Consider the following 20,074-nt stretch of genomic DNA (forward strand, 5'->3'; position numbering starts at 1 on the left):
CCGGCGCGGGTCAGGCTTCGCGGTTGCGCGTCAGCAGGGCCGGTTTCTCGCCACGCGGGCGGGACGGCAACTGCTCGAGCTGCTCCAGGCTGGGCAGACGATCGATCTTCGATTCCTTGTGAATGATCACCGGCTGCTTCTCGCGCGGCTTGGCCATTTCCTGACGCGTCACGACCGGCTCATCGATGCGCCGACCCTCGTTCTTGCGCCGAGGCTGACCATTGCGTGGCTGGCCGCTGCGCGCCGCCTGGCCCTGGCCAGCGGCGGGACGCTTGCCCTTGCTTCCCGCTGCGCCGCCACCGCCGTTGCGGGCAGCTCCAGCTCCAGCTCCAGCTGCGCGCGGTGCGGAGCCCGGCTGGGCCTGACCGCCGGTACGGCGTCCGCGGTTCTGCTTGTTCTGATAGGGGCTGACGTAATCGACGCGATTGCCGAAGTTGTCCACTTCGTCATCGAGGAACTCGTCTGGCGCACGATCCGGCGGCAGTTGCGGTGGCCGGGCGACGCCCTGAGCTTCGCTGGCCACGCCATCGCGGGCCGGCTTGCGCGTCTTGCTCTTGCTGCGGCGATTGCGCTCCTTCTGCTCGGCACCCTTTTCCGCCGGCTTGTCGCGCTCGCCACGTGCCTTGCGCTCGCCACGCTGTGGGCGCGGTTGGCGGGGCTCACGGACTTCCGGCTTCTCCGCCTCGATGCTGCTGGCGTCGAAGCCCTGCAGATCGCCATCGGGAATGCGCTGCTTGGTCATGCGCTCGATGCCCTTGAGCAGCTTCTCCTCGTCCGGCGCTACCAGCGAAATGGCTTCACCACTGCGCCCGGCACGGCCGGTGCGGCCGATGCGGTGCACATAGTCTTCCTCGACGTTGGGCAGCTCGAAGTTGACCACATGCGGCAGCTGGTCGATGTCCAGGCCGCGGGCGGCGATATCGGTGGCCACCAGGATGCGCACCTGGTTGGCCTTGAAGTCGGCCAGGGCCTTGGTACGGGCATTCTGGCTCTTGTTGCCATGGATCGCGGCAGCCGGCAGACCGTGCTTCTCCAGGTACTCGGCCAGGCGGTTGGCGCCGTGCTTGGTACGGGTGAAGACCAGCACCTGCTCCCAGGCACCCTGGGTGATCAGGTGGGCGAGCAGGGCCCGCTTGTGGCTGGAGGCGACGCGGAACACGCGCTGCTCGATGCGCTCGACGGTGGTGTTCGGCGGGGTAACCTCGATGCGCTCCGGGTTTTGCAGCAGCTTGGCGGCGAGGTCGGTGATGTCCTTGGAGAAGGTGGCCGAGAACAGCAGGTTCTGGCGCTTGGCCGGCAGCTTGGCCAGGACCTTCTTGACGTCATGGATGAAGCCCATGTCGAGCATGCGGTCGGCTTCGTCGAGGACGAGAATTTCCACGTGCGACAGGTCGATGGCCTTCTGGTTGGCCAGATCGAGCAGGCGACCGGGGCAGGCGACCAGCACGTCGAGGCCCTTGGCCACGGCCTGGATCTGCGGGTTCATGCCGACGCCGCCGAAGATCACCGCGCTTTTCAGCGGCAGGTCGCGGGCGTAGACCTTGAAGCTGTCGTGAACCTGGGCGGCGAGTTCGCGGGTCGGTGTCAGCACCAGCACGCGCGGCTGTTTCGGGCCGTAGCGGTGTTCACGATCCGGGTGACCACCCGGAAACAGCAGTTCGAGTACCGGCAGGGCGAAGCCGCCTGTCTTGCCGGTTCCGGTCTGGGCGGCGACCATCAGGTCACGGCCTTGCAACACGGCGGGAATGGCCCGCTGTTGCACGGGAGTAGGCTGGGTGTAACCGGCGGCCTCGACGGCACCGGCCAAAGCCTCGGAGAGACCGAGGGAAGCAAAGGACATGAGTAATCCTGTCTTGTAAGGGGCGATGCCCTGGGATGATCATGCCTGGCCCGAATCGCGACTGGCGTGCGATCCCGTCCGGTCCTGCCGCGCATGGTGATGGCGGCATCCGGGCGTAAGCCTGGCGGAAGCGCGGAGTATAACAGAGCCTGTCAACGCCGCATTGCTCTGACAGTGTGGCACTTCCTTCGTTCAGGCGCCAGCACCTATTGCAAGGCAGCTGCAGCGATTTGCCCTGCCCGGCGTGAGCCTTCACTTGCGAGGCGGCGTCGCGAGGCCGGGCGTCCCGAACCGGACCCGTAGTAAAAAAGCCCTGACGAACCTGATCGGCTCGTTGCACCAATAAAGCTGTCTTAAGTGACAGCTACGTCTATATTTTGGTGCGATTACATGACATTGATGCCATTTCGATGGGCTTTGTTTTCCCGAGTTAAACGTTAAGTGTCTGATAAAGAAGGATAATTATAAATATTGGTCAAATGGCCCAGGGTTTGCATGATTCCTGTCTGTAGTGGCAGTTTTCCTGATCATTGAGGATCGAGTAAAGATGAGCAGTAAAAAAGAGACGATTGATGCAGGCATTCTGCCGCTGTTGGACGCGGCAAAACGGGCCGCGGAAAACGCTTACTGCGTTTACTCGCAATTCCCGGTAGGCGCCGCGCTGTTGACTGCCGACGGCACGACCATTGTTGGCTGCAATGTGGAGAACGCGTCCTTCGGACTCACCAACTGCGCCGAACGCGCTGCGCTCTGCGCAGCGATCAGTCAGGGATACGCGCCGAGAAGCTTCAAGGCGCTGGTTGTATATGCGCCGAAAATGGAGCACATCAGCCCCTGCGGGGCGTGCCGTCAGGTCATTAGCGAATTGCTGGCGCCTGACTGCCCCGTCTGCTGCTGCGGCAGCGATACCGAGCAGTACCGGGTTTGGAGCAGCGAAGAGTTACTGCCGGGCGCGTTTTCATTTTGATGGGACAGGGCGGACAGGGTGTCTGTCGGGTTGCGTAATCGGCTTGTTCTTCTTCCTTATATCGGAGCTCCATATGAGTCTCGTTGGTATCTTCGTACTGCTATTGATTGCGTTGGCGTTTTCCAGCAACCGCAGCGCTATTCGCCTACGCACCGTGGTGGGGGCTTTTCTACTCCAGGCAGGCATTGGCGCCTTCGTGCTTTATGTCCCTTGGGGCATAGAGATGCTGACGAGTGTTTCAGGATCAGTGGTCTCGCTGCAGGGATACGCGAATGAGGGTATTTCATTTCTGTTCGGCGCACTTAGGGAAACTCTGAAAAAGACTTTCTGATTTGGCAAAATACCGCGACCCCACCCACCGAGTTTCCCGATGAAGCAGATGACCTTCGCCGACGCCGAGTACGCTGGCAAGCGCAAGCAAACCCGCAAGGAGTTGTTCCTGATCGAGATGGATCGGGTGGTGCCGTGGAAGGGCTTGATTGCTTTGATCGAGCCACATTATCCGAAGGGTGAAGGTGGCCGTCCGGCCTACCCGTTGATGGCGATGCTGCGTGTGCATCTGCTGCAGAACTGGTTCGGCTACAGCGATCCAGCGATGGAGGAAGCGCTGTACGAAACCACGATCCTGCGCCAGTTTGCCGGGCTGAACCTGGAGCGCATCCCCGACGAAACCACCATTCTCAACTTCCGCCGCTTGCTGGAGAAACACGAGCTGGCGGCCGGCATCCTCGCTGTCATCAATGGCTATCTGGGCGACCGCGGCCTGTCGCTGCGCCAGGGCACCATCGTCGATGCAACGCTGATCAATGCGCCCAGTTCGACCAAGAACAAGGACGGCAAGCGCGACCCGGAAATGCACCAGACCAAGAAGGGAAACCAGTATTATTTCGGCATGAAGGCCCACATCGGCGCCGATGACGAATCGGGTCTGGTGCACAGCGTAGTGGGCACGGCGGCCAATGTGGCGGATGTCACCCAGGTGGACAAATTGCTGCATGGCGACGAAAACGTGGTCTGCGCCGATGCAGGCTACACCGGTGTCGAAAAGCGGCCCGAGCATGAAGGACGTGAAGTTATCTGGCAGGTGGCGGCACGCCGCAGCACCTACAAAAAACTCGATAAGCGCAGCGTGCTGTACAAAGCCAAGCGCAAGATTGAAAAGGCCAAGGCTCAGGTGCGCGCCAAGGTCGAGCATCCGTTCCGGGTAATCAAGCGCCAGTTCGGTTACACCAAGGTGCGCTTTCGCGGCTTGGCCAAAAACACGGCGCAACTGGTGACACTGTTCGCTCTGTCGAACCTGTGGATGGCGCGCCGACATTTACTGACGAATGCAGGAGAGGTGCGCCTGTAATGCGGGAAATGGCCACCGGAGTGGGGTCCGGGTGGCGAAAACGTAAGAAATACTCGTCGAATTGATTGTTTTTTGGTCATTTGGCGAGTTTAAAAGTTGCGCCAGGTGGTATGCCGGGGAAATACATGGCTACTTCAGACCATCCTTAGCAGCGACAAGATGTTTGAAGTATTCGGCAATCAAGGGTTCGTGTTTGCCATTCGTGTGTTGCCGCTGATTGTGTTCTTTAGCGCCTTTATTGCAGTGCTTTATCACCTCGGGGTGATGACGCTGGTGATTCGAGTCATCGGTGGCGCATTGCGCTGGGTTCTCGGCACCAGCCGCACTGAATCGATGTCGGCCACCGCCAACATATTTGTCGGCCAGACCGAGGCGCCATTGGTGGTGCGCCCCTTTATTCCACGCATGACTCGTTCCGAGTTGTTCGCGGTGATGGTGGGAGGTCTTGCTTCAGTGGCCGGCTCGGTGCTGATCGGTTACGCGAGCCTGGGTGTCGAGCTTAAATATCTGATCGCTGCGAGCTTCATGGCGGCCCCTGGCGGCTTGCTGATGGCGAAATTGATGGAGCCGGAAACGGCGAAGCCGCAAGACAACCCCGGCGACATCGATTCTCTGGTGGACGACAAACCGATCAACGTGCTGGATGCCGCTGCCAGCGGCGCAACCAGCGGACTACAGCTCGCGCTTAATGTGGGCGCCATGCTGCTGGTTTTCATTGCTCTGATCGCAGTGCTCAACGGATTGCTGGGCTGGTTCGGTGGTTGGTTCGGTTATGGCGATATCAGCTTGCAGCTGATTCTCGGATACCTGTTTGCCCCCCTGGCGTTCGTGATTGGGGTCCCCTGGGGCGAGTCGGTACTGGCCGGAAGCTTCATTGGTCAGAAGCTAGTGCTCAATGAATTCGTCGCCTATATCGATTTCGTCCGCTACCTGGACCCTGCGACGTGCACGACCCTGTCACCACAGACCCAGGTGATTGTGACCTTTGCCCTGTGCGGCTTCGCCAACCTGTCGTCGGTTGGCATCTTGATCGGCGGCCTGGGTGTGATGGCGCCGAGTCGACGGCATGACCTGGCGCAACTCGGCCTCAAGGCGGTGCTTGCCGGCAGCCTCAGCAATCTGATGAGCGCAGCGTTGGCAGGCCTTTTCGTTTCTATCTGACTTGGACACCGAGACTGGCCCGCAACGGGCTGGCCGGTATCTCTCTTAAAGCCTAGACCCGCGATGGCGGTTCGAGCCTCGGACGCCGCGCAACCGTGATAAAGACAGGGAGCTCGAATGATTAACGATTTTAGCCAGAAGAAAGGTAAGCGCTCCATAAACCCCGTCCTGGCGGACGGGTTTGTTTTCAGGAAGCAGAGGCAGAAGCTGGCGAGCAGTTCCACGGCAGCAGCGCTTCGTAGTCTTCGACGCTCTGTGCCGCAGGCAGGTGTTCAAGGATGTGGCGCAGCCAGGCGTAGGGCTCCTGCCCGTTGGCTTTCGCGGTTTCGATCAGGCTGTAGATCTGCGCGCTGGCCGTGGCACCCTTGGGCGTGTCGCTGAACAGCCAATTCTTGCGGCCGATGACGAACGGTCGGATGGCGTTCTCGGCGCGGTTGTTGTCGATCGGTAGATGCCCACCTTCGATGTAGCGCACCAGCCTGCTCCAGTTGCTGGCCAGGTAGTTCACCGCCTTGCCCAAGGCCGTCTGCCCAGCGACCTGCGGCTGGGTTTTGTCCAGCCAGGCCTTGAGTTGGTCGAGCAGCGGCTGGCTGCGTTGCTGGCGGACGGCCAGGCGTTCGCTGTCGTCGACCTCTTTAAGATCGCGCTCGATGCCGTAAAGCTTGTTGATCAGGTTCAGCGCCATGTCGGCACGGCCGGTCTTGCCCTTGGGCTGCACTTTCTGCGCCTCGACGAACTTGCGCCGCGCATGCGCCCAGCAGGCCAACCGCTCGATGCCCTCTTGCACGGCCACGGCGTTGTAGCCGGCGTAGTCGTCGGTCATCAGGTAGCCGCGGTAGCCATCGAGCAGGCGTAGCGGCACCTCCTGCGCACGGCTGGCTGTGTAGTCGAAAAGGATCACCGGCTTGTCCGGCGGCCCACCGCTTTGCACCCACATCCAGGATTGTGCCGAGGGGTCGCGTCCCGGTTCATGCCAGCACCTGCAGACGCGTTTCGTCGCAGTGCAACACGGGGTATTCGAACAGTTTGTCGCGCATCAGGTTGAGCAGCGGTTGCAGTTGCTCGCCACTTTGGATCACCCAACGCGCCAGCGTCTGCCGTGGGATGTCGACGCCGTGGCGGCTGAGCATCCTCTCGAAGCGGTACAGCGGGATGCCGTCGGCGTACTTGGTGGTCAGCAGCATCGCCAATACGCTGGGGCTGGCCAGGCTCTTCTCGATCAGTTGGGCCGGCTTGTCGGCGATGACCGGCGCAGCTTCGCAGGCCTTGCAGGCATAGGTCTTGCGGATGTGGCGGATGACCCGCACCTGCATCGGGATGATCTCCAGCTGCTCGCTGGTCTCCTCGCCGATCACCTGCTTGCAGGCACCGCAGACGCAGGTGCGCTCATGCTCGGGCAGCTCATGGATGACCTCCACACGCGGCAGGTTGGCCGGCAGCGGCTTGCGTTTGCCACGGCGCTTGACCGGCGCAACGACTTCTTCGGCTTCGGCTTCGGCTGGCTCGGCGGCCAGCGCTTCGATCAGCTCTTCGGCCTCGTTGAACATGGCCAACTGCGGTGAGTCGGCATCTTCAGGGCTGCGCTCGGACTTGGGCGAGAACAGCTTGTGGCGCAGCAGGGCGACCTGTTCTTGAAGTTGTTCTATGCGAGCATCTTTCGCAGCCGCCTGTTCACTGGCCAGCAGCAGTAAATGCTTGAGCAGGATTGGGTCGTCAGGAAGGGATTCGGGCACGGCGATCATGGCCGTGGATTATACCAGGCGGCCGCGAAAACTGAGTGCAACACCTGACCTTTCCGGTACGGTGCTGCCCCTATGTCCTATTCCGAACTCAGCGTCGAAGAGCGCGCCATCATTCAACTCAGTCAAGCTCAAGGCTTCAGCCTGCGCGGCATTGCTCGCCTGATTGACAGGTCGCCCTCGACCATCAGCCGAGAGCTGAAGCGCAATCGAGGCAGTAGTGGTGCTTACTCGGCCCGCTGCGCCCAGCAACAGATGAACATTCGGCGCCAGGTTTGTCGCCCCAAGCGCAAGCTTGTGCCGGGCAGCGAGCGCTTCGAACTGGTGGCCCACATGCTGCGTAAGCGTTTGTCTCCCGAGCAGATTGCCGGCAAGCTGCGCAGCATGACCATACCCAACCTCAGAGATGCCTACGTCTGTCGTGAGACGATCTATAACGCGATCTATGCCTTGCCGGTCGGCGAGTTGCGCAAGGAGCTGATCGTCTGCCTGCGCCAAGGCAAGACGACGCGCCGGCCGCGCTCTGGTGGCGTGGATCGGCGCGGCCAGATCCCTGAGATGGTCAGCATTCATGTTCGCCCGCCAGAGATCGAAGACCGGCTGATGCCGGGGCATTGGGAGGGCGACCTGATCAAGGGTAAGGCCAACGCCTCGTCGGTAGGCACGTTGGTGGAGCGCACCAGTGGCTACCTGATGCTGATGAAGATGAACGACGCAACGGCGACCTCGGCGATGGAGGGCTTCAGTGCAGCGCTCAACAGCATGCCGCTGGCGATGCGCAAGAGCATGACCTACGACCAGGGCCGGGAGATGGCGCGGCATGCTGAAATCACCCAGCAGACAGGGGTCGCTATTTACTTCTGCGACCCGCACAGCCCCTGGCAGCGCGGTAGCAACGAAAACATCAACGGCCTGATCCGCCAGTACCTGCCCAAGGGGACTGACTTGTCGGTACACAGTCAAGAGCAATTGAATGCCATCGCCTTGGAGCTGAATATGCGCCCCGTAAACGCTTCGATTTCAAGTGCCCGATCGAAGTCATGGGCGAGGTGATGCAGGAAGCCATGGCTATGCGGCATCATGCTCCAGCTTCAAATCAATAACCGTGTTGCACTCAGCTTCTGCAACCGCCCCAGCTCAGGTCACGAAGCGCGGCGTCAGTATCTGGTGCGGGCGGTTACGCCACAGGTCGATGCCGTCGAGCAGCCAGTTCAGTTCGTCGACCGTCAGCTCAATGGCCTCGTCACCGCCATCGGGTTTGGTCTTGAAGCGCTCGGCTTCCAGACGCTTGAGCCACAGGCAGAAGCCATTGCGCTCCCAGTAGAGAATCTTGACCTGGCTGCGGGTGCGATTGAGGAACACGAACAGCACCGGGTTGAACACTTCCACCTTGATGTCCAGCTCGACCAGCGCAGCCAGTCCGTTGATGGATTTGCGGAAGTCGACAGGCTTGGGATACAGATAAACCTTTTGGACCTTGGCGTCGGGACGCATCATGGGATGAACTCCAGAGAAAACAGGAGTTCAGCATCCGCTGATCTGCGGGCTATAGGCAGGTGGGGTTTATGGAGCGCTTACGAAGAAAGCGGGTGTTATCCATGGTGGGTGGGCTCTGTTGGCAACCGGTGCGCTGTTGGTTGCCGCGCCCGACGCAGGGGCCGATGCCTTCACCCCGCAGTGGTCGTTTTCCAACGTGTCGCTCAACTATCTGGACTGGTCTCGTGGCACAGAAAAGCGGACTGCCAGCAATGCAGGCAAGGGTGATTTCTTTTTCCTGGAGCTTGAAGGCGGCGCCGGCTTCGAATGGGGCGAATTCTACGGTTTTGCCGACCTTGAGAATCCCGGCAACGATAGGCGCGAAGACGATGGACGCGACAACCGTCGCAGCGCTGCCAAGATCACCTCGCACCTGTATCTGGGCGAGTCGCCGTTCTCTGTCTATTTGCATGTCTATGATTTCCGCGACTACGGTTTCGATAGCCGCGAGCAGGACCAGATCGTCGGCCTCGGCTACCGGCATACCTTTGAAAACGGCCTGTGGCTCAAGCCCTTCGTCGGTGCGGCACACGTTAATAGCGCCAGTTACAGTGGAATGAACGGATATATGCTCGGCTGGGTATGGGGTTACGATTTCAAGGCATTCGAACAGGATTTCAGCCTGACCAACTGGCATGAACTGACATTCAAGCGCGACGAAGACTATCTGAGCGAGAATTACGTGGCCGGCAGCGCGGGGGCGATGGGCAACAACGGCGCATTGTCACTGTGGTGGCGACCCATCGAACAAATCACTGCCGGCGTCCAATACCGCTATTCGATGAACAAATTGGGAACGCCCGACGATTACCAGAACGCGACCATTTATACCGTGAAATACAACTTCTAATGATTGCTTCACCGGTGGCGGGCGTACAAAGCTCGCCAGCTTTTTTTGAGCTGCCAGAGACACTATTTATGATTGATGCTGACCGTCAGTTGGCGCGGCGGGCTATCGGCCTGCTGGACCTGACTTCCCTTAACGAGAGCGACAATGACGAGCTGATCCGTGCCCTCTGCCACCGTGCGCTGACACCTGTCGGTCACGTCGCCGCGGTGTGCGTTTACCCCCGTTTCGTGACGTTGGCGCGACGGACGCTCGATGAGCTGGGTGGGACCGGGGTAAGGGTGGCAACGGTCACCAACTTCCCTGCAGGACGCGACGACGTCACGGCAGCGGCCGCTGAGACCCGCGACGCTGTGAATGCCGGCGCCGATGAGGTCGATGTGGTGTATCCCTACCGCGCGTTACTCGCAGGCGATGACACGGCGGGACGGGAATTGGTTCGCGCCTGCAAAGAAGCCTGTGGTCACCAGGTGCTGCTCAAGGTAATTCTTGAGACGGGAGAGCTGGCGGACCCGGCTATCATTGCCCAGGCCAGTCGGGACGCCATCGCAGCAGGCGCGGACTTCATTAAAACCAGTACGGGAAAGGTGGCTGTCAATGCGACGCCCGAAGCGGCGAACGTCATGTTGGCGGAGATTGCGGCTAACGGCGGGCGGGTCGGCTTCAAGCCCGCAGGCGGCATTCGTACCCTAGCCGATGCACGCATGTACATCGAATTGGCTGGAGCGCATCTGGGAACCGACTGGGTTACGCCACAGCATCTGCGGCTCGGGGCTTCCAGCCTGCTGGACGACTTGTTGCGGCAGTTAGCCTTGAGCGACGGCGCCTCCGGCAAGGGGGGTTACTGATATGTGGCTCGCGCAAGAAGTAATCCGCCGTAAACGCGACGGCATGGTCCTGAGCGACGAAGACATCGCTCGGTTCGTTGCGGGCATCGCCGATTCCAGCGTCAGTGAGGGTCAGGTGGCGGCGTTTGCCATGGCGGTCTTTCTCAAAGGTATGACAGTGCCGGAGCGGGTAGCGCTGGCCATGGCCATGCGTGACTCGGGGGATGTGCTTCGCTGGGATCTTCCCGGTCCGGTGGTGGATAAACATTCCACCGGCGGGGTCGGTGATCTGGTGAGCTTGGTACTGGCACCGCTGCTTGCCGCCTGTGGTTGCTTCGTGCCGATGATCTCCGGGCGTGGCCTGGGCCATACCGGCGGTACCCTGGACAAGCTTGACAGCATCCCCGGCTATGACAGCCAGCCTGACATCAAGCGCCTGCGCGAAGTTGTCGCCGACGTGGGATGCGCCATCATCGGCCAGACAGGCGTACTCGCCCCGGCGGACAAACGCCTGTATTCCATTCGCGATGTCACCGGCACCGTCGAGTCCATTGATCTGATCGTTGCATCGATTCTCAGCAAGAAACTCGCGGCGGGTCTCGATGCGCTGGTGATCGATGTGAAGGTCGGCAATGGCGCTTTCATGGCGCTGCCAGAGGATGCCCGTGAGCTGGCAAACAGCATCGTCGCCGTAGCCGATGGCGCGGGTGTGAAAACCCGGGCGCTGATCAGCGATATGAACCAGCCTCTGGCGCGTAGTGCCGGCAATGCGCTGGAGGTCGAGGAAGCGATCGCGCTATTGCGAGGCGATGTCCGCAGCACACGGCTTTGGGAGGTTACCCTGGCGCTTGCTGAGGAAATGCTGTTGGTGGCGAACCTGGCCAAGGATCGCCCGCAGGCTCGCCAACTTCTCCTGTCTGCGTGGCAGAGCGGCGAGGCGCTACAACGCTTCGCGCGGATGGTCACGGCATTGGGCGGGCCAACAGATCTGGTGGAGCAGCCCGACACCTATCTGGCGAAAGCGCCCGTCGTATTGCCGGTCTTCGCGCCGGGCGAGGGTTTCGTGCAGGCCATAGATACCCGGGCCATCGGCATCGCTGTGGTCGCACTTGGTGGTGGCAGGCGCCGGCCTCAGGACGGCATCGATCCAGCGGTGGGCCTCAGTGATCTCGCTTTTCCGGAAGAGTGGGTCGACAGCAGTCGGCCCCTGGCTCGGGTCCATGCTCGAGATAAGGCGAGTGCCGAGGAGGCGGTGGCGGCGGTCCTCAGCGCCTTCCAAACGGGAAGCCAGGGCTGCCAGCCAGAGCGTGCCATCCTTGAAATATGCCAGGAGGAATCATGAAAAGACGCGCACTACTGCTGGTGCTGGATTCCTTTGGAATCGGTGCAAGTGCCGATGCGGATCGTTTCGGCGACGTGGGCGCCAATACGCTGCTGCATATCGCCCAGGCTTGCGCACGCGGAGATGCCGACAGCAGCCTGCGAAGCGGCGAACTGAAGCTGCCCAATCTGGCGCGTCTGGGGCTCGGGCATGCGGCAGCGGCCAGTGGGGGTGTTTTCCCTCCGGGCTTCGCGGCGAGTGTGCCGGTGCAAGGCGCTTACGGTTACGCCCGCGAAATCTCGACAGGCAAGGACACACCGTCCGGCCACTGGGAAATGGCTGGCGTGCCGGTGCTGTTTGATTGGGGCTATTTCCCCGAGCCCCAGAACAGTTTCCCCCAGTCCCTCCTGGACGATTTGATCCGCTTAGGAGACCTGCCGGGGATTCTCGGAAACTGCCACGCCTCGGGAACCACCATCATCGAGCAGTTGGGGGAACAGCACATTCGCAGCGGCAAACCGATCTGCTACACCTCTGCCGACAGCGTGTTGCAAATTGCCGCCCATGAAAAACACTTCGGCTTGGAGCGGCTGCTGGCTTTATGCGAAATCGCCCGTAGGTTGTGCGACCCCTACAACATAGGGCGCGTCATCGCGCGGCCGTTCGACGGCGACAGCGCGTCCAATTTTGCCCGTACCGCGAACCGGCGCGACTATGCGGTGCCGCCACCGGCGCCTACCGTTCTCGTCAGCCTATGCGAGAGCGGCGGCCAGGTCCTCGCTGTAGGCAAGATCGGCGACATCTTTGCTCATCGCGGCATTTCACGGCTGTATAAGGGCGATGGCAATCAGGCGCTGTTTGAGGCCACGCAACGGGCGCTGCGTGAGGCGCCGGATAGAACACTGATTTTCAGCAATTTCGTCGACTTCGACATGCTTTACGGTCACCGCCGCGACATCGCCGGTTACGCCGCGGCTTTGGAACACTTCGATTTGCGCCTTCCACAACTGCTGGCGCAGATGGGGCCCGAGGATTTGCTAATCATCGCCGCCGACCACGGTTGCGATCCCAGTTGGCCGGGCAGCGATCACACCCGTGAACATATACCGGTGCTGGCCTGGGGGCATGGCGTCGGCCCCGGCAGCTTGGGCGAGCGCGAAACCTTTGCCGACATCGGGCAGACGTTGGCCGATTTCTTCGGATTGCCGCCGTGCTCTTTCGGTCAATCCTTTCTCAACCCTGAGTTAACCGGAACTGTTTGATTATGCCGACCCCTCATATACAGGCCCAGCCGGGTGATTTTGCCGAAACCTTGCTGATGCCCGGCGACCCGTTGCGCGCCAAGATGCTGGCCGAGAACTACCTGAGCGACGTCGTGCAGGTGAACACGGTGCGCAACATGCTTGGCTTTACCGGCACGTATCAAGGCCAGCGCATATCGGTGATGGGATCCGGTATGGGCATTCCCTCGCTATCTATCTATGCCCATGAGCTGTTCAGCCAGTTCGGTGTCGAGCGCATCGTTCGTGTCGGCAGTTGCGGGGCTGTGCAGCCCCACGTCAAGGTGCGCGACATCATTCTCGGGATGGGAGCGAGCACCGACTCGGTAGCCAACCGAAAGCGCTTAGGTGGCTTCGATTTCGCCGCGATCGCCGACTATCGGCTGCTCGAGCGCCTGGTTCGCCACGCCGATGCCGTTGCGCAGGACGTGCATGTCGGCAACATTTTTTCGGCCGATCTCTTCTACGAGCCGGATCCCGAGTTGTTCCAGCGCATGCAGAAAATGGGAATTCTGGCGGTTGAGATGGAAGCGGCGGGGTTGTACGGCGTCGCCGCTGAACTGGGCAAGCAGGCGCTGACCGTGTTAACCGTCAGCGATCACATCCTCACTGGTGAGAAGCTCACAGCCCATGAGCGTCAGGAAGATTTTCACGTCATGTTGCGCCTGACGCTGGATGCCCTCTGCGACAGTGGCCGATCCTAAGGGAGTGTTGGCCGCCGGGCCAGTGACCGCGGTCTGCCCGCATCAGAGTTCGATTGATATCGCAGGAGGCGGCGCATGCCGTCGCCCCTCAACGGAGTTTGGCCAGATGAACGAGAAATCCCAGCCAATGGATCTGATCCTGCTGCCGACCTGGCTAGTGCCTGTCGAGCCGGCCGGCGTGGTTCTACATGATCATGGAGTCGCCGTGCGGGGAGGCCGCATCGCCCGGATCGCGCCGCGCCAGGAGTTGCTGGCGCTGCAGGCAAAAGAGGTCAGGCTGCTGCCCGGTATGCTCCTGGCGCCGGGTCTGATCAACTGCCATGGTCACGCGGCAATGAGCCTGTTTCGCGGGTTGGCCGATGATCTGCCGCTGATGAACTGGCTGGAAGATCATATCTGGCCAGCTGAGCGGAAATGGGTTGATCGTACCTTCGTCCGTGACGGCACCGCACTGGCAATCGCCGAGCAGATCCAGGGTGGCATCACCTGCTTTTCAGACATGTATTTTTACCCGGATGTGGTAACCGATGTTGTCGAGGCGACCGGAGTCCGCGCGCAGATCACTATTCCAGTGCTGGACTTTTCCATTCCCGGCGCGGTGGACGTCGAAGAATCGCTTCGCCATGGCGTTCCGCTGATCGAGCGGCTCGAAGGGCACGCTCGGATTCGTGCCGCATTCGGCCCGCATGCACCCTATACCGTGGGTGACAAGAGTCTGTTACAGGTCGCGGAACTCGCGGCGCGCCATAACGCGTGCGTTCAGATGCATGTACACGAGACCGCCCATGAAGTAGAGAGCGCTGTAAGCGTTACCGGGGAAAGGCCGCTTGCGCGCCTCGGCCGGCTGGGTGTCCTTGGCCCTCATTTTCAGTTGGTACACATGACCCAAACCGATGCGTCCGATATAGCGCTGCTAGAGGCCACGGGCAGCCACGTCGTGCATTGCCCCGAGTCGAACCTTAAGCTGGCGAGCGGCTTCTGCCCGGTGGAGCGGCTCTGGCAGGCCGGTGTCAACGTTGCAATCGGTACCGATGGCGCAGCAAGCAACAACGACCTCGACCTGCTGGGCGAAACCCGGACCGCAGCCCTGCTAGCCAAGGCCGTGGCTGGCTCTGCGACCGCGCTGGATGCTCATCGCGCGCTACGCATGGCGACGCTCAACGGCGCCCGTGCGCTGGGCATGGGTGAGCTGACTGGTTCGCTGGAAGAGGGCAAGGCGGCGGACATGATCGCCGTCGACCTTACAGGCCTGGCGCAACAGCCAATGTATGATCCCGTCTCGCAACTGATCTACGCCACAGGGCGAGATCGTGTCCGGCACCTGTGGGTGGCTGGCGAGCAGCTACTGGAGAACGGTCGACTGCTGCGCCAGGATGAGAAGATGCTGGTCGCCAATGCCAGAAGCTGGCAGGAACGCATCGGCCGATGAATCGCCAGGCTAGACCAGGCCGCCGCAGCGGCCTTTTGACCGCGCCGTCAGGCCAGGTCGTACAGAAGAAATGCCCTTTGGAGTAGTCTTGTTTCTCCAAATGAACGCCAGGCATGGAATGACGAACCAAAAGATTGAAACTCGCCGCAAGAACGTAGAAAAGATTCTTCTCGCGGCTGAAGTGGTGTTTGCCGAGAAGGGCTATGCAGGCACTTCGATGGCCGATATCGCACGGCATGCCGGGCTGCCACGCTCCAATTTGCACTACTACTTCACTACCAAGGAAGAACTGTACCGTGAGGCGCTGGTTAACCTGCTGGGGCTGTGGGAAAAAGAGGGCGCCTGCTTTCACTACTTCGACGATCCCAGAGTGGTTCTGACCAGCTACATCCGCGAGAAGATGACCCACTCGCGCAACAGGCCGCACGGCTCCAGACTCTGGGCCAACGAGATCATGCACGGTGCACCACTGTTCCGAGACATGCTCGATGAAAACCTCGCCGCCGGTGCCAAGACCAAGGAGGCGAAGATCCGCCAATGGGTGGAGGAGAAGCGGATTCTGCCGCTTGAGCCGTCCGCATTGCTCTACATGATCTGGGCGTCGACGCAGCACTACGCCGATTTCGAGCCCCAGGTCACCGCTCTCAACGACAATCGGCCCCTCTCGGACGAACAGTTCGAGCAGGCTGTGCAGACGATCACGGCGGTGGTGTTGCGTGGGATCGGTTTGGAGCCCTGAGCTCGCCCTGGGCAAGTCGCGTCGCTTTGCGCTGTTGCCCGTCGGAAGGCTTTCAGGGCATCTGCACAATGGCGCACTGTGCGCACTTTCGCCTGTTGCAATCGTCGGCGAAACGGCCCCTGAGTACTCGAACCCTGGCATTCAACGTTACGTTAGGAACAGCACGATACGCTGGGCGATCAGCTCCATGTGCACCGGCGCAGCAACAATCGAGCCGAACAGCGCCTGTGGCGACTAAAGTGACGAAGGGGCGCCTTCAGCCGAGAGAGCAGCCCAGCCGCGTTGCGCTGCCGGGCTACACGATCACATCAGGCGGTTAGCCCCAGATTGTTGTAGATCGCCAGGCTGGGCTCGGCCTGGTTCAGGGTATAGAAGTGCAATCCGGGTGCGCCGCCCGCAAGCAGCTCTTCACACATCTCGGTGATGACCTGATTGCCGAAAGTCTGGATGCTCTCCATGTCGTCCCCGTAGGACTCCAGCTGCTTGCGAACCCAGCGCGGAATCTCGGCGCCGCATGCGTCGGAGAAGCGTGCCAGCTTGCTGTAGTTGGTGATCGGCATGATGCCCGGAACGATCGGCGTTTCGACGCCCAGCTTGCGTACACGCTCGACAAAATAGAAGTAGCAGTCGGCGTTGAAGAAGTACTGGGTAATGGCGCTGTCGGCGCCGGCCTTGGCCTTGCGCACGAAGTTCGCCAGGTCGTCCTCGAAGTTGCGCGCCTGGGGATGCATTTCCGGGTAGGCGGCGATCTCGATATGAAAGTGGTCACCGGTCTCGGCGCGGATGAACTCCACCAGTTCGTTGGCGTAGCGCAGCTCGCCGCTGGCCATGCCCATGCCGGACGGCAGGTCGCCGCGCAGGGCGACGATGCGCTGGATGCCGGCACTCTTGTAGAGGTTCAGCAGCTCGCGCAGCTCGGCCTTGGTGTCGCCGACACAGGACAGGTGCGGCGCGGTGGGGATCTTCACCTCACCGTCGAGTTGCAGCACGGTGTTCAGGGTGCGGTCGCGCGTCGAGCCACCGGCACCGTAGGTGCAGGAGAAGAAATCGGGCTGGTAGCCGGCCAGCTGGCGCGCCACGTTCAGCAGTTTTTCATGCCCGGCTTCGGTCTTGGTGGGGAAGAACTCGAAGCTGATGGACGGGCGGTTCGAAGAGGTCATACAGAAATTCCTTGAGCTGCACGTCGCCGACCCCCGAGCGCCAGGGCTCGGTGGTCGGCGGCATGACCTGCTTAGTAGCGGTAGCTGTCCGGCTTGAACGGACCTTCGACGGCAACGCCGATGTACTCGGCCTGCTTGGCGGTCAGCTGGGTGACCACGCCACCGAAGCCCTTGACCATCTCCAGCGCCACTTCTTCGTCGAGCTTCTTCGGCAAGACCATGACGGTGACGTTCTGGGTCTTCTCGGCCACCGGCAGGTCGGCGAACTTCTCGTTGTAGAGGTGGATCTGCGCCAGTACCTGGTTGGCGAACGAGCCGTCCATGATCCGGCTCGGGTGACCGGTGGCGTTGCCCAGGTTCACCAGACGGCCTTCGGCCAGCAGGATCAGGTAGTCATCGTTGGTCGGGTCGACGCTCTTGCCGGTGCGGTGGATCTTGTGCACCTGCGGCTTGACCTCTTCCCAGCCCCAGTTGGCGCGCATGAAGGCGGTGTCGATCTCGTTGTCGAAGTGACCGATGTTGCACACCACGGCGCGCTTCTTCAGCGCCTTGAGCATGCCGGCGTCGCACACATTGACGTTACCGGTCGTGGTGACGATCAGGTCGATCTTGCCCAGCAGCGCGGCGTCGACGCTGGCTTCAGTGCCATCGTTGATGCCGTCCTTATAGGGGGAGACCAGCTCGAAGCCATCCATGCAGGCCTGCATGGCGCAGATCGGGTCGACTTCCGACACCTTGACGATCATGCCTTCCTGACGCAGCGATTGCGCCGAACCCTTGCCGACATCGCCGTAGCCGACGACCAGCGCCTGCTTGCCCGACAGCAGATGGTCGGTGGCGCGCTTGATGGCATCGTTCAGGCTGTGACGGCAACCATACTTGTTGTCGTTCTTGCTCTTGGTGACCGAGTCGTTGACGTTGATCGCCGGGATCTTCAGCGTGCCGCCCTTGAGCATGTCGAGCAGGCGGTGCACGCCGGTGGTGGTTTCCTCGGTGACGCCGTGGACGCGCTCGAGCACTTGCGGGTACTTGTTGTGCAGGATCTGGGTCAGGTCACCGCCGTCGTCCAGCACCATGTTGGCGTCCCACGGCTGGCCGTCCTTGAGGATGGTCTGCTCGATGCACCACTCGTACTCTTCCTCGGTCTCGCCCTTCCAGGCAAACACCGGGATGCCGGCGGCGGCAATGGCGGCAGCGGCCTGATCCTGGGTGGAGAAGATGTTGCAGGAGGACCAGCGTACCTCGGCGCCGAGGGCGATCAGCGTCTCGATCAGCACCGCGGTCTGGATGGTCATGTGGATACAGCCCAGGATCTTCGCGCCCTTGAGCGGTTGCTCGGCGGCGTACTTGCGGCGCAGGCCCATCAGGGCGGGCATTTCCGATTCGGCGATGATGATCTCGCGGCGGCCCCAGGCGGCCAGGGATATGTCGGCGACCTTGAAGTCGGTGAAACCGGCAGGCGTCATGACAGCACTCATCGAAGAGTTCTCCATTCGTATGGTTGCGAATGGGCGCCGTTGATGCGTTCGAGGAAACGCCCCATCCGAGCCTGACAGGTTCTGGAACCTGCTGCAGCGCCCCTCGGGTGGGTGGCGGGCACGATCGAAGCGGAGTCGATCGGGTAAAACCCGGCGATTATAGCCGCGCCGTCCGGCAATCCCAAGCCCGCTGCACGGCGAACTCCACGGATGACCGGGCGGTCGAAGTTGAAGGTTCGGTGACCCTTGCCGGGCGAAACCGTTTCAGGAGACCGCCATGAACCCCATGCTTCGCCTTGCCCCCTTCCTGCTGGTGGGTGCGATCAGCCTGCCGGCCGCAGCGCAGTCCTGCTATGTCCACAGCGAAACCTCCGGTGCGGTACCGGCGCCGGTGGTGACCGAACAGTGCTTCGAGTTCCACGGCGTGGACAAGGACGACGCCATCAACTGGGTCTGTCAGGACAACGAGGCGGTGAAGAACTCCCGCCGTGAGATCCGTGACAGCTGTCCGGACGGGCACTTCGGCATCTGTACCGCGCCGATGACGCCGGAAACCCTCGCCAACGAGCGCGCCACCGGTTCCCAGGCGAAGAACGGTACCTTGCCGACCCAGATCAGCGAGGACGCAACCATCGTCACGTATCACTATCACGCCAGCGATCGCGCCCAGGCCAAGATCGACTGCGAAAGTGCCGGCGGCAGATGGTCGCAATAAAGGCGGTGCGCAATCTTTGCTGACGAAGTCCAAGCCCGACTGATTTGTTCAACCGCCCATGGGCGGGGATAATCCCGCGCTTCGTATCCGTGAGTGGCCGAACCATGACGTTGTTGAGATTGCTGTGCCTTCCCCTGTTCGCCGCGCTGCTGCTGGCAGGCTGTGATCGTGTCGACCCTGACTCGCCGCTGGGCAAGCGCAAGGCGATCTATCAGGCGATGCTCGATACCAAGGAAGACCTCGGCGGCATGCTGCGCGGGCGCATCCCATTCGACGGCACGGCGTTCACCAGCGGCGCCGCCAAGCTCGACGAGCTGTCGCGCCAACCCTGGCAGCACTATCCGGAGGTCAAGGAAAAGCAGAGCGACGCGCGTGACGATGTCTGGCAGCGCCAGGAGCGCTTCCAGGAACTGGCCCGCGCGCTGGAGGCCGACACGGCTGCGCTGGTGGAGGTGACGACCGCGGGTCCGGTGACCGCTGAGCGTGTCGTCCCGGCCTTCCAGCGTGTCGAGGATGCCTGCGAGGCCTGCCACAAGGAGTTCCGCGCCTACTGAGGCGGCTCAGCGGCGCAGGGTTTCCAGTTTTTCCCGGGATTTGGCCAGCTGATCGCGGCGCAGCTCGATCAGCTGCGCATTGCCGGTGCCCAGTGCTTCACGGAGCAGGGTTTCGCGACGCTCCACCTGGCGGTTGACGTGCTCGTATTCCACCTGGCGCGGGTGCAGCGCGACCAGGCCCTGGCACTGCTTGGTCAGGGTCTGCAGCTCGGCATTGAGCTGGGTCTGCTGCAGCTTGTCGCCTTGCAGGCGTGCCTGCTGCAGCTGCTCGCGCAGCGCCTGGCGCTGTGCATGGCACTGAGGGTCGGCCTGCGGAGCGGCGGCGAGCAGCGGGCTGACGACAGCGCAGGCGGTCAGCAGGGCAATGGGCAGATGTCGCAAAGACATGCCACGCCTCCATAGTTGTTATCCAGCTTCTATCGACCG

Annotated in this window: 18 protein-coding genes, 2 pseudogenes and 1 riboswitch; of the genes and pseudogenes, 14 read left to right on the plus strand and 6 right to left on the minus strand. The window is 61.5% G+C overall.

The genetic code is table 11. The features are described 5' to 3' along the window. Positions 1-10 precede the first annotated feature (10 nt). Positions 11-1,840 carry an RNA helicase RhlE2 gene (gene rhlE2 / locus P5703_RS00095; protein WP_285585072.1) on the minus strand — a complete coding sequence of 610 codons (1,830 nt, stop codon included), beginning with the start codon at positions 1,838-1,840 and terminating at the stop codon, positions 11-13. Positions 1,841-2,387: 547 nt separating this feature from the next. Here rhlE2 and cdd point away from each other — a divergent pair. The 4 genes from cdd to P5703_RS00115 all read left to right on the plus strand — a co-directional run bounded on the left by cdd (position 2,388) and on the right by P5703_RS00115 (position 5,319). Then, the gene (gene cdd, locus P5703_RS00100; protein WP_095460254.1) at positions 2,388-2,807 is read left to right on the plus strand and encodes a cytidine deaminase; all 420 of its coding nucleotides are present in this window, start codon (positions 2,388-2,390) and stop codon (positions 2,805-2,807) included. A 73-nt stretch (positions 2,808-2,880) separates the two neighbouring features. Then, complete coding sequence (locus P5703_RS00105; protein ID WP_285585074.1) at positions 2,881-3,138, plus strand: Na+ dependent nucleoside transporter N-terminal domain-containing protein; 258 nt, start codon at positions 2,881-2,883, stop codon at positions 3,136-3,138. Between the two features lie 39 nt (positions 3,139-3,177). Further along, entirely contained in the window at positions 3,178-4,158 is a 981-nt protein-coding gene (locus tag P5703_RS00110) for an IS5-like element IS1384 family transposase (protein ID WP_010466230.1), read from the plus strand. Positions 4,159-4,317: 159 nt separating this feature from the next. Continuing rightward, complete coding sequence (locus P5703_RS00115; RefSeq protein ID WP_285585086.1) at positions 4,318-5,319, plus strand: NupC/NupG family nucleoside CNT transporter; 1,002 nt, start codon at positions 4,318-4,320, stop codon at positions 5,317-5,319. A gap of 187 nt (positions 5,320-5,506) precedes the next feature. Here P5703_RS00115 and tnpC read toward each other — a convergent pair. Beyond that, positions 5,507-7,061: pseudogene (gene tnpC, locus P5703_RS00120) on the minus strand (IS66 family transposase). Between the two features lie 72 nt (positions 7,062-7,133). On the opposite strand from tnpC, the pseudogene P5703_RS00125 reads away from it, so the two are divergent. Then, positions 7,134-8,161 (plus strand): annotated as a pseudogene (locus P5703_RS00125) (IS30 family transposase). Between the two features lie 34 nt (positions 8,162-8,195). Here the strand turns inward: P5703_RS00125 and tnpB are convergent. Next, entirely contained in the window at positions 8,196-8,555 is a 360-nt protein-coding gene (gene tnpB / locus P5703_RS00130) for an IS66 family insertion sequence element accessory protein TnpB (protein ID WP_023098947.1), read from the minus strand. Positions 8,556-8,673: 118 nt separating this feature from the next. Here tnpB and P5703_RS00135 point away from each other — a divergent pair, with 118 nt between their 5' ends. The 7 genes from P5703_RS00135 (at position 8,674) to P5703_RS00165 (ending at position 15,741) form a co-directional block, all read left to right on the plus strand. Then, positions 8,674-9,444, plus strand: coding sequence for an outer membrane protein OmpK (locus tag P5703_RS00135; RefSeq protein WP_285585089.1), 771 nt, complete (start codon positions 8,674-8,676; stop codon positions 9,442-9,444). A 68-nt stretch (positions 9,445-9,512) separates the two neighbouring features. Then, positions 9,513-10,289, plus strand: coding sequence for a deoxyribose-phosphate aldolase (gene deoC, locus P5703_RS00140; RefSeq protein ID WP_095460251.1), 777 nt, complete (start codon positions 9,513-9,515; stop codon positions 10,287-10,289). Position 10,290: 1 nt separating this feature from the next. Next, a complete protein-coding gene (gene deoA, locus P5703_RS00145; RefSeq protein WP_042919757.1) occupies positions 10,291-11,610 on the plus strand; it encodes a thymidine phosphorylase in 1,320 nt (439 codons plus the stop codon). After that, entirely contained in the window at positions 11,607-12,851 is a 1,245-nt protein-coding gene (locus tag P5703_RS00150) for a phosphopentomutase (protein ID WP_042919759.1), read from the plus strand. The genes deoA and P5703_RS00150 overlap by 4 nt, the downstream gene beginning before the upstream one ends. A gap of 2 nt (positions 12,852-12,853) precedes the next feature. After that, positions 12,854-13,573 carry a purine-nucleoside phosphorylase gene (gene deoD, locus P5703_RS00155; protein WP_042919760.1) on the plus strand — a complete coding sequence of 240 codons (720 nt, stop codon included), beginning with the start codon at positions 12,854-12,856 and terminating at the stop codon, positions 13,571-13,573. A 106-nt stretch (positions 13,574-13,679) separates the two neighbouring features. Continuing rightward, positions 13,680-15,002, plus strand: coding sequence for a TRZ/ATZ family hydrolase (locus P5703_RS00160; protein WP_042919761.1), 1,323 nt, complete (start codon positions 13,680-13,682; stop codon positions 15,000-15,002). Between the two features lie 118 nt (positions 15,003-15,120). Further along, on the plus strand, positions 15,121-15,741 hold the full coding sequence (locus tag P5703_RS00165) for a TetR/AcrR family transcriptional regulator (RefSeq protein WP_042919762.1): 621 nt from the start codon (positions 15,121-15,123) through the stop codon (positions 15,739-15,741). Positions 15,742-16,049: 308 nt separating this feature from the next. Here P5703_RS00165 and metF read toward each other — a convergent pair whose 3' ends face one another. After that, complete coding sequence (gene metF / locus P5703_RS00170) at positions 16,050-16,901, minus strand: methylenetetrahydrofolate reductase [NAD(P)H] (RefSeq protein WP_279642744.1); 852 nt, start codon at positions 16,899-16,901, stop codon at positions 16,050-16,052. Positions 16,902-16,972: 71 nt separating this feature from the next. Beyond that, on the minus strand, positions 16,973-18,379 hold the full coding sequence (ahcY, locus tag P5703_RS00175) for an adenosylhomocysteinase (RefSeq protein ID WP_285585103.1): 1,407 nt from the start codon (positions 18,377-18,379) through the stop codon (positions 16,973-16,975). A 24-nt stretch (positions 18,380-18,403) separates the two neighbouring features. Continuing rightward, positions 18,404-18,490: riboswitch (S-adenosyl-L-homocysteine riboswitch) on the minus strand. 166 nt (positions 18,491-18,656) lie between these two features. On the opposite strand from ahcY, the gene P5703_RS00180 reads away from it, so the two are divergent. Further along, positions 18,657-19,094: a hypothetical protein gene (locus P5703_RS00180; protein WP_011914941.1), complete on the plus strand. Its 438-nt coding sequence runs from the start codon at positions 18,657-18,659 to the stop codon at positions 19,092-19,094. A gap of 104 nt (positions 19,095-19,198) precedes the next feature. After that, a complete protein-coding gene (locus tag P5703_RS00185; protein ID WP_011914940.1) occupies positions 19,199-19,648 on the plus strand; it encodes a c-type cytochrome in 450 nt (149 codons plus the stop codon). A gap of 6 nt (positions 19,649-19,654) precedes the next feature. Here P5703_RS00185 and P5703_RS00190 read toward each other — a convergent pair whose 3' ends face one another. Further along, positions 19,655-20,035 carry a DUF1090 domain-containing protein gene (locus P5703_RS00190; RefSeq protein WP_011914939.1) on the minus strand — a complete coding sequence of 127 codons (381 nt, stop codon included), beginning with the start codon at positions 20,033-20,035 and terminating at the stop codon, positions 19,655-19,657. Positions 20,036-20,074: the final 39 nt, after the last annotated feature.

Origin of the sequence: Stutzerimonas sp. FeSN7 (genome assembly GCF_030263795.1) — a bacterium.
In the GTDB taxonomy this organism is placed as follows: Bacteria; Pseudomonadota; Gammaproteobacteria; order Pseudomonadales; family Pseudomonadaceae; genus Stutzerimonas; species Stutzerimonas stutzeri.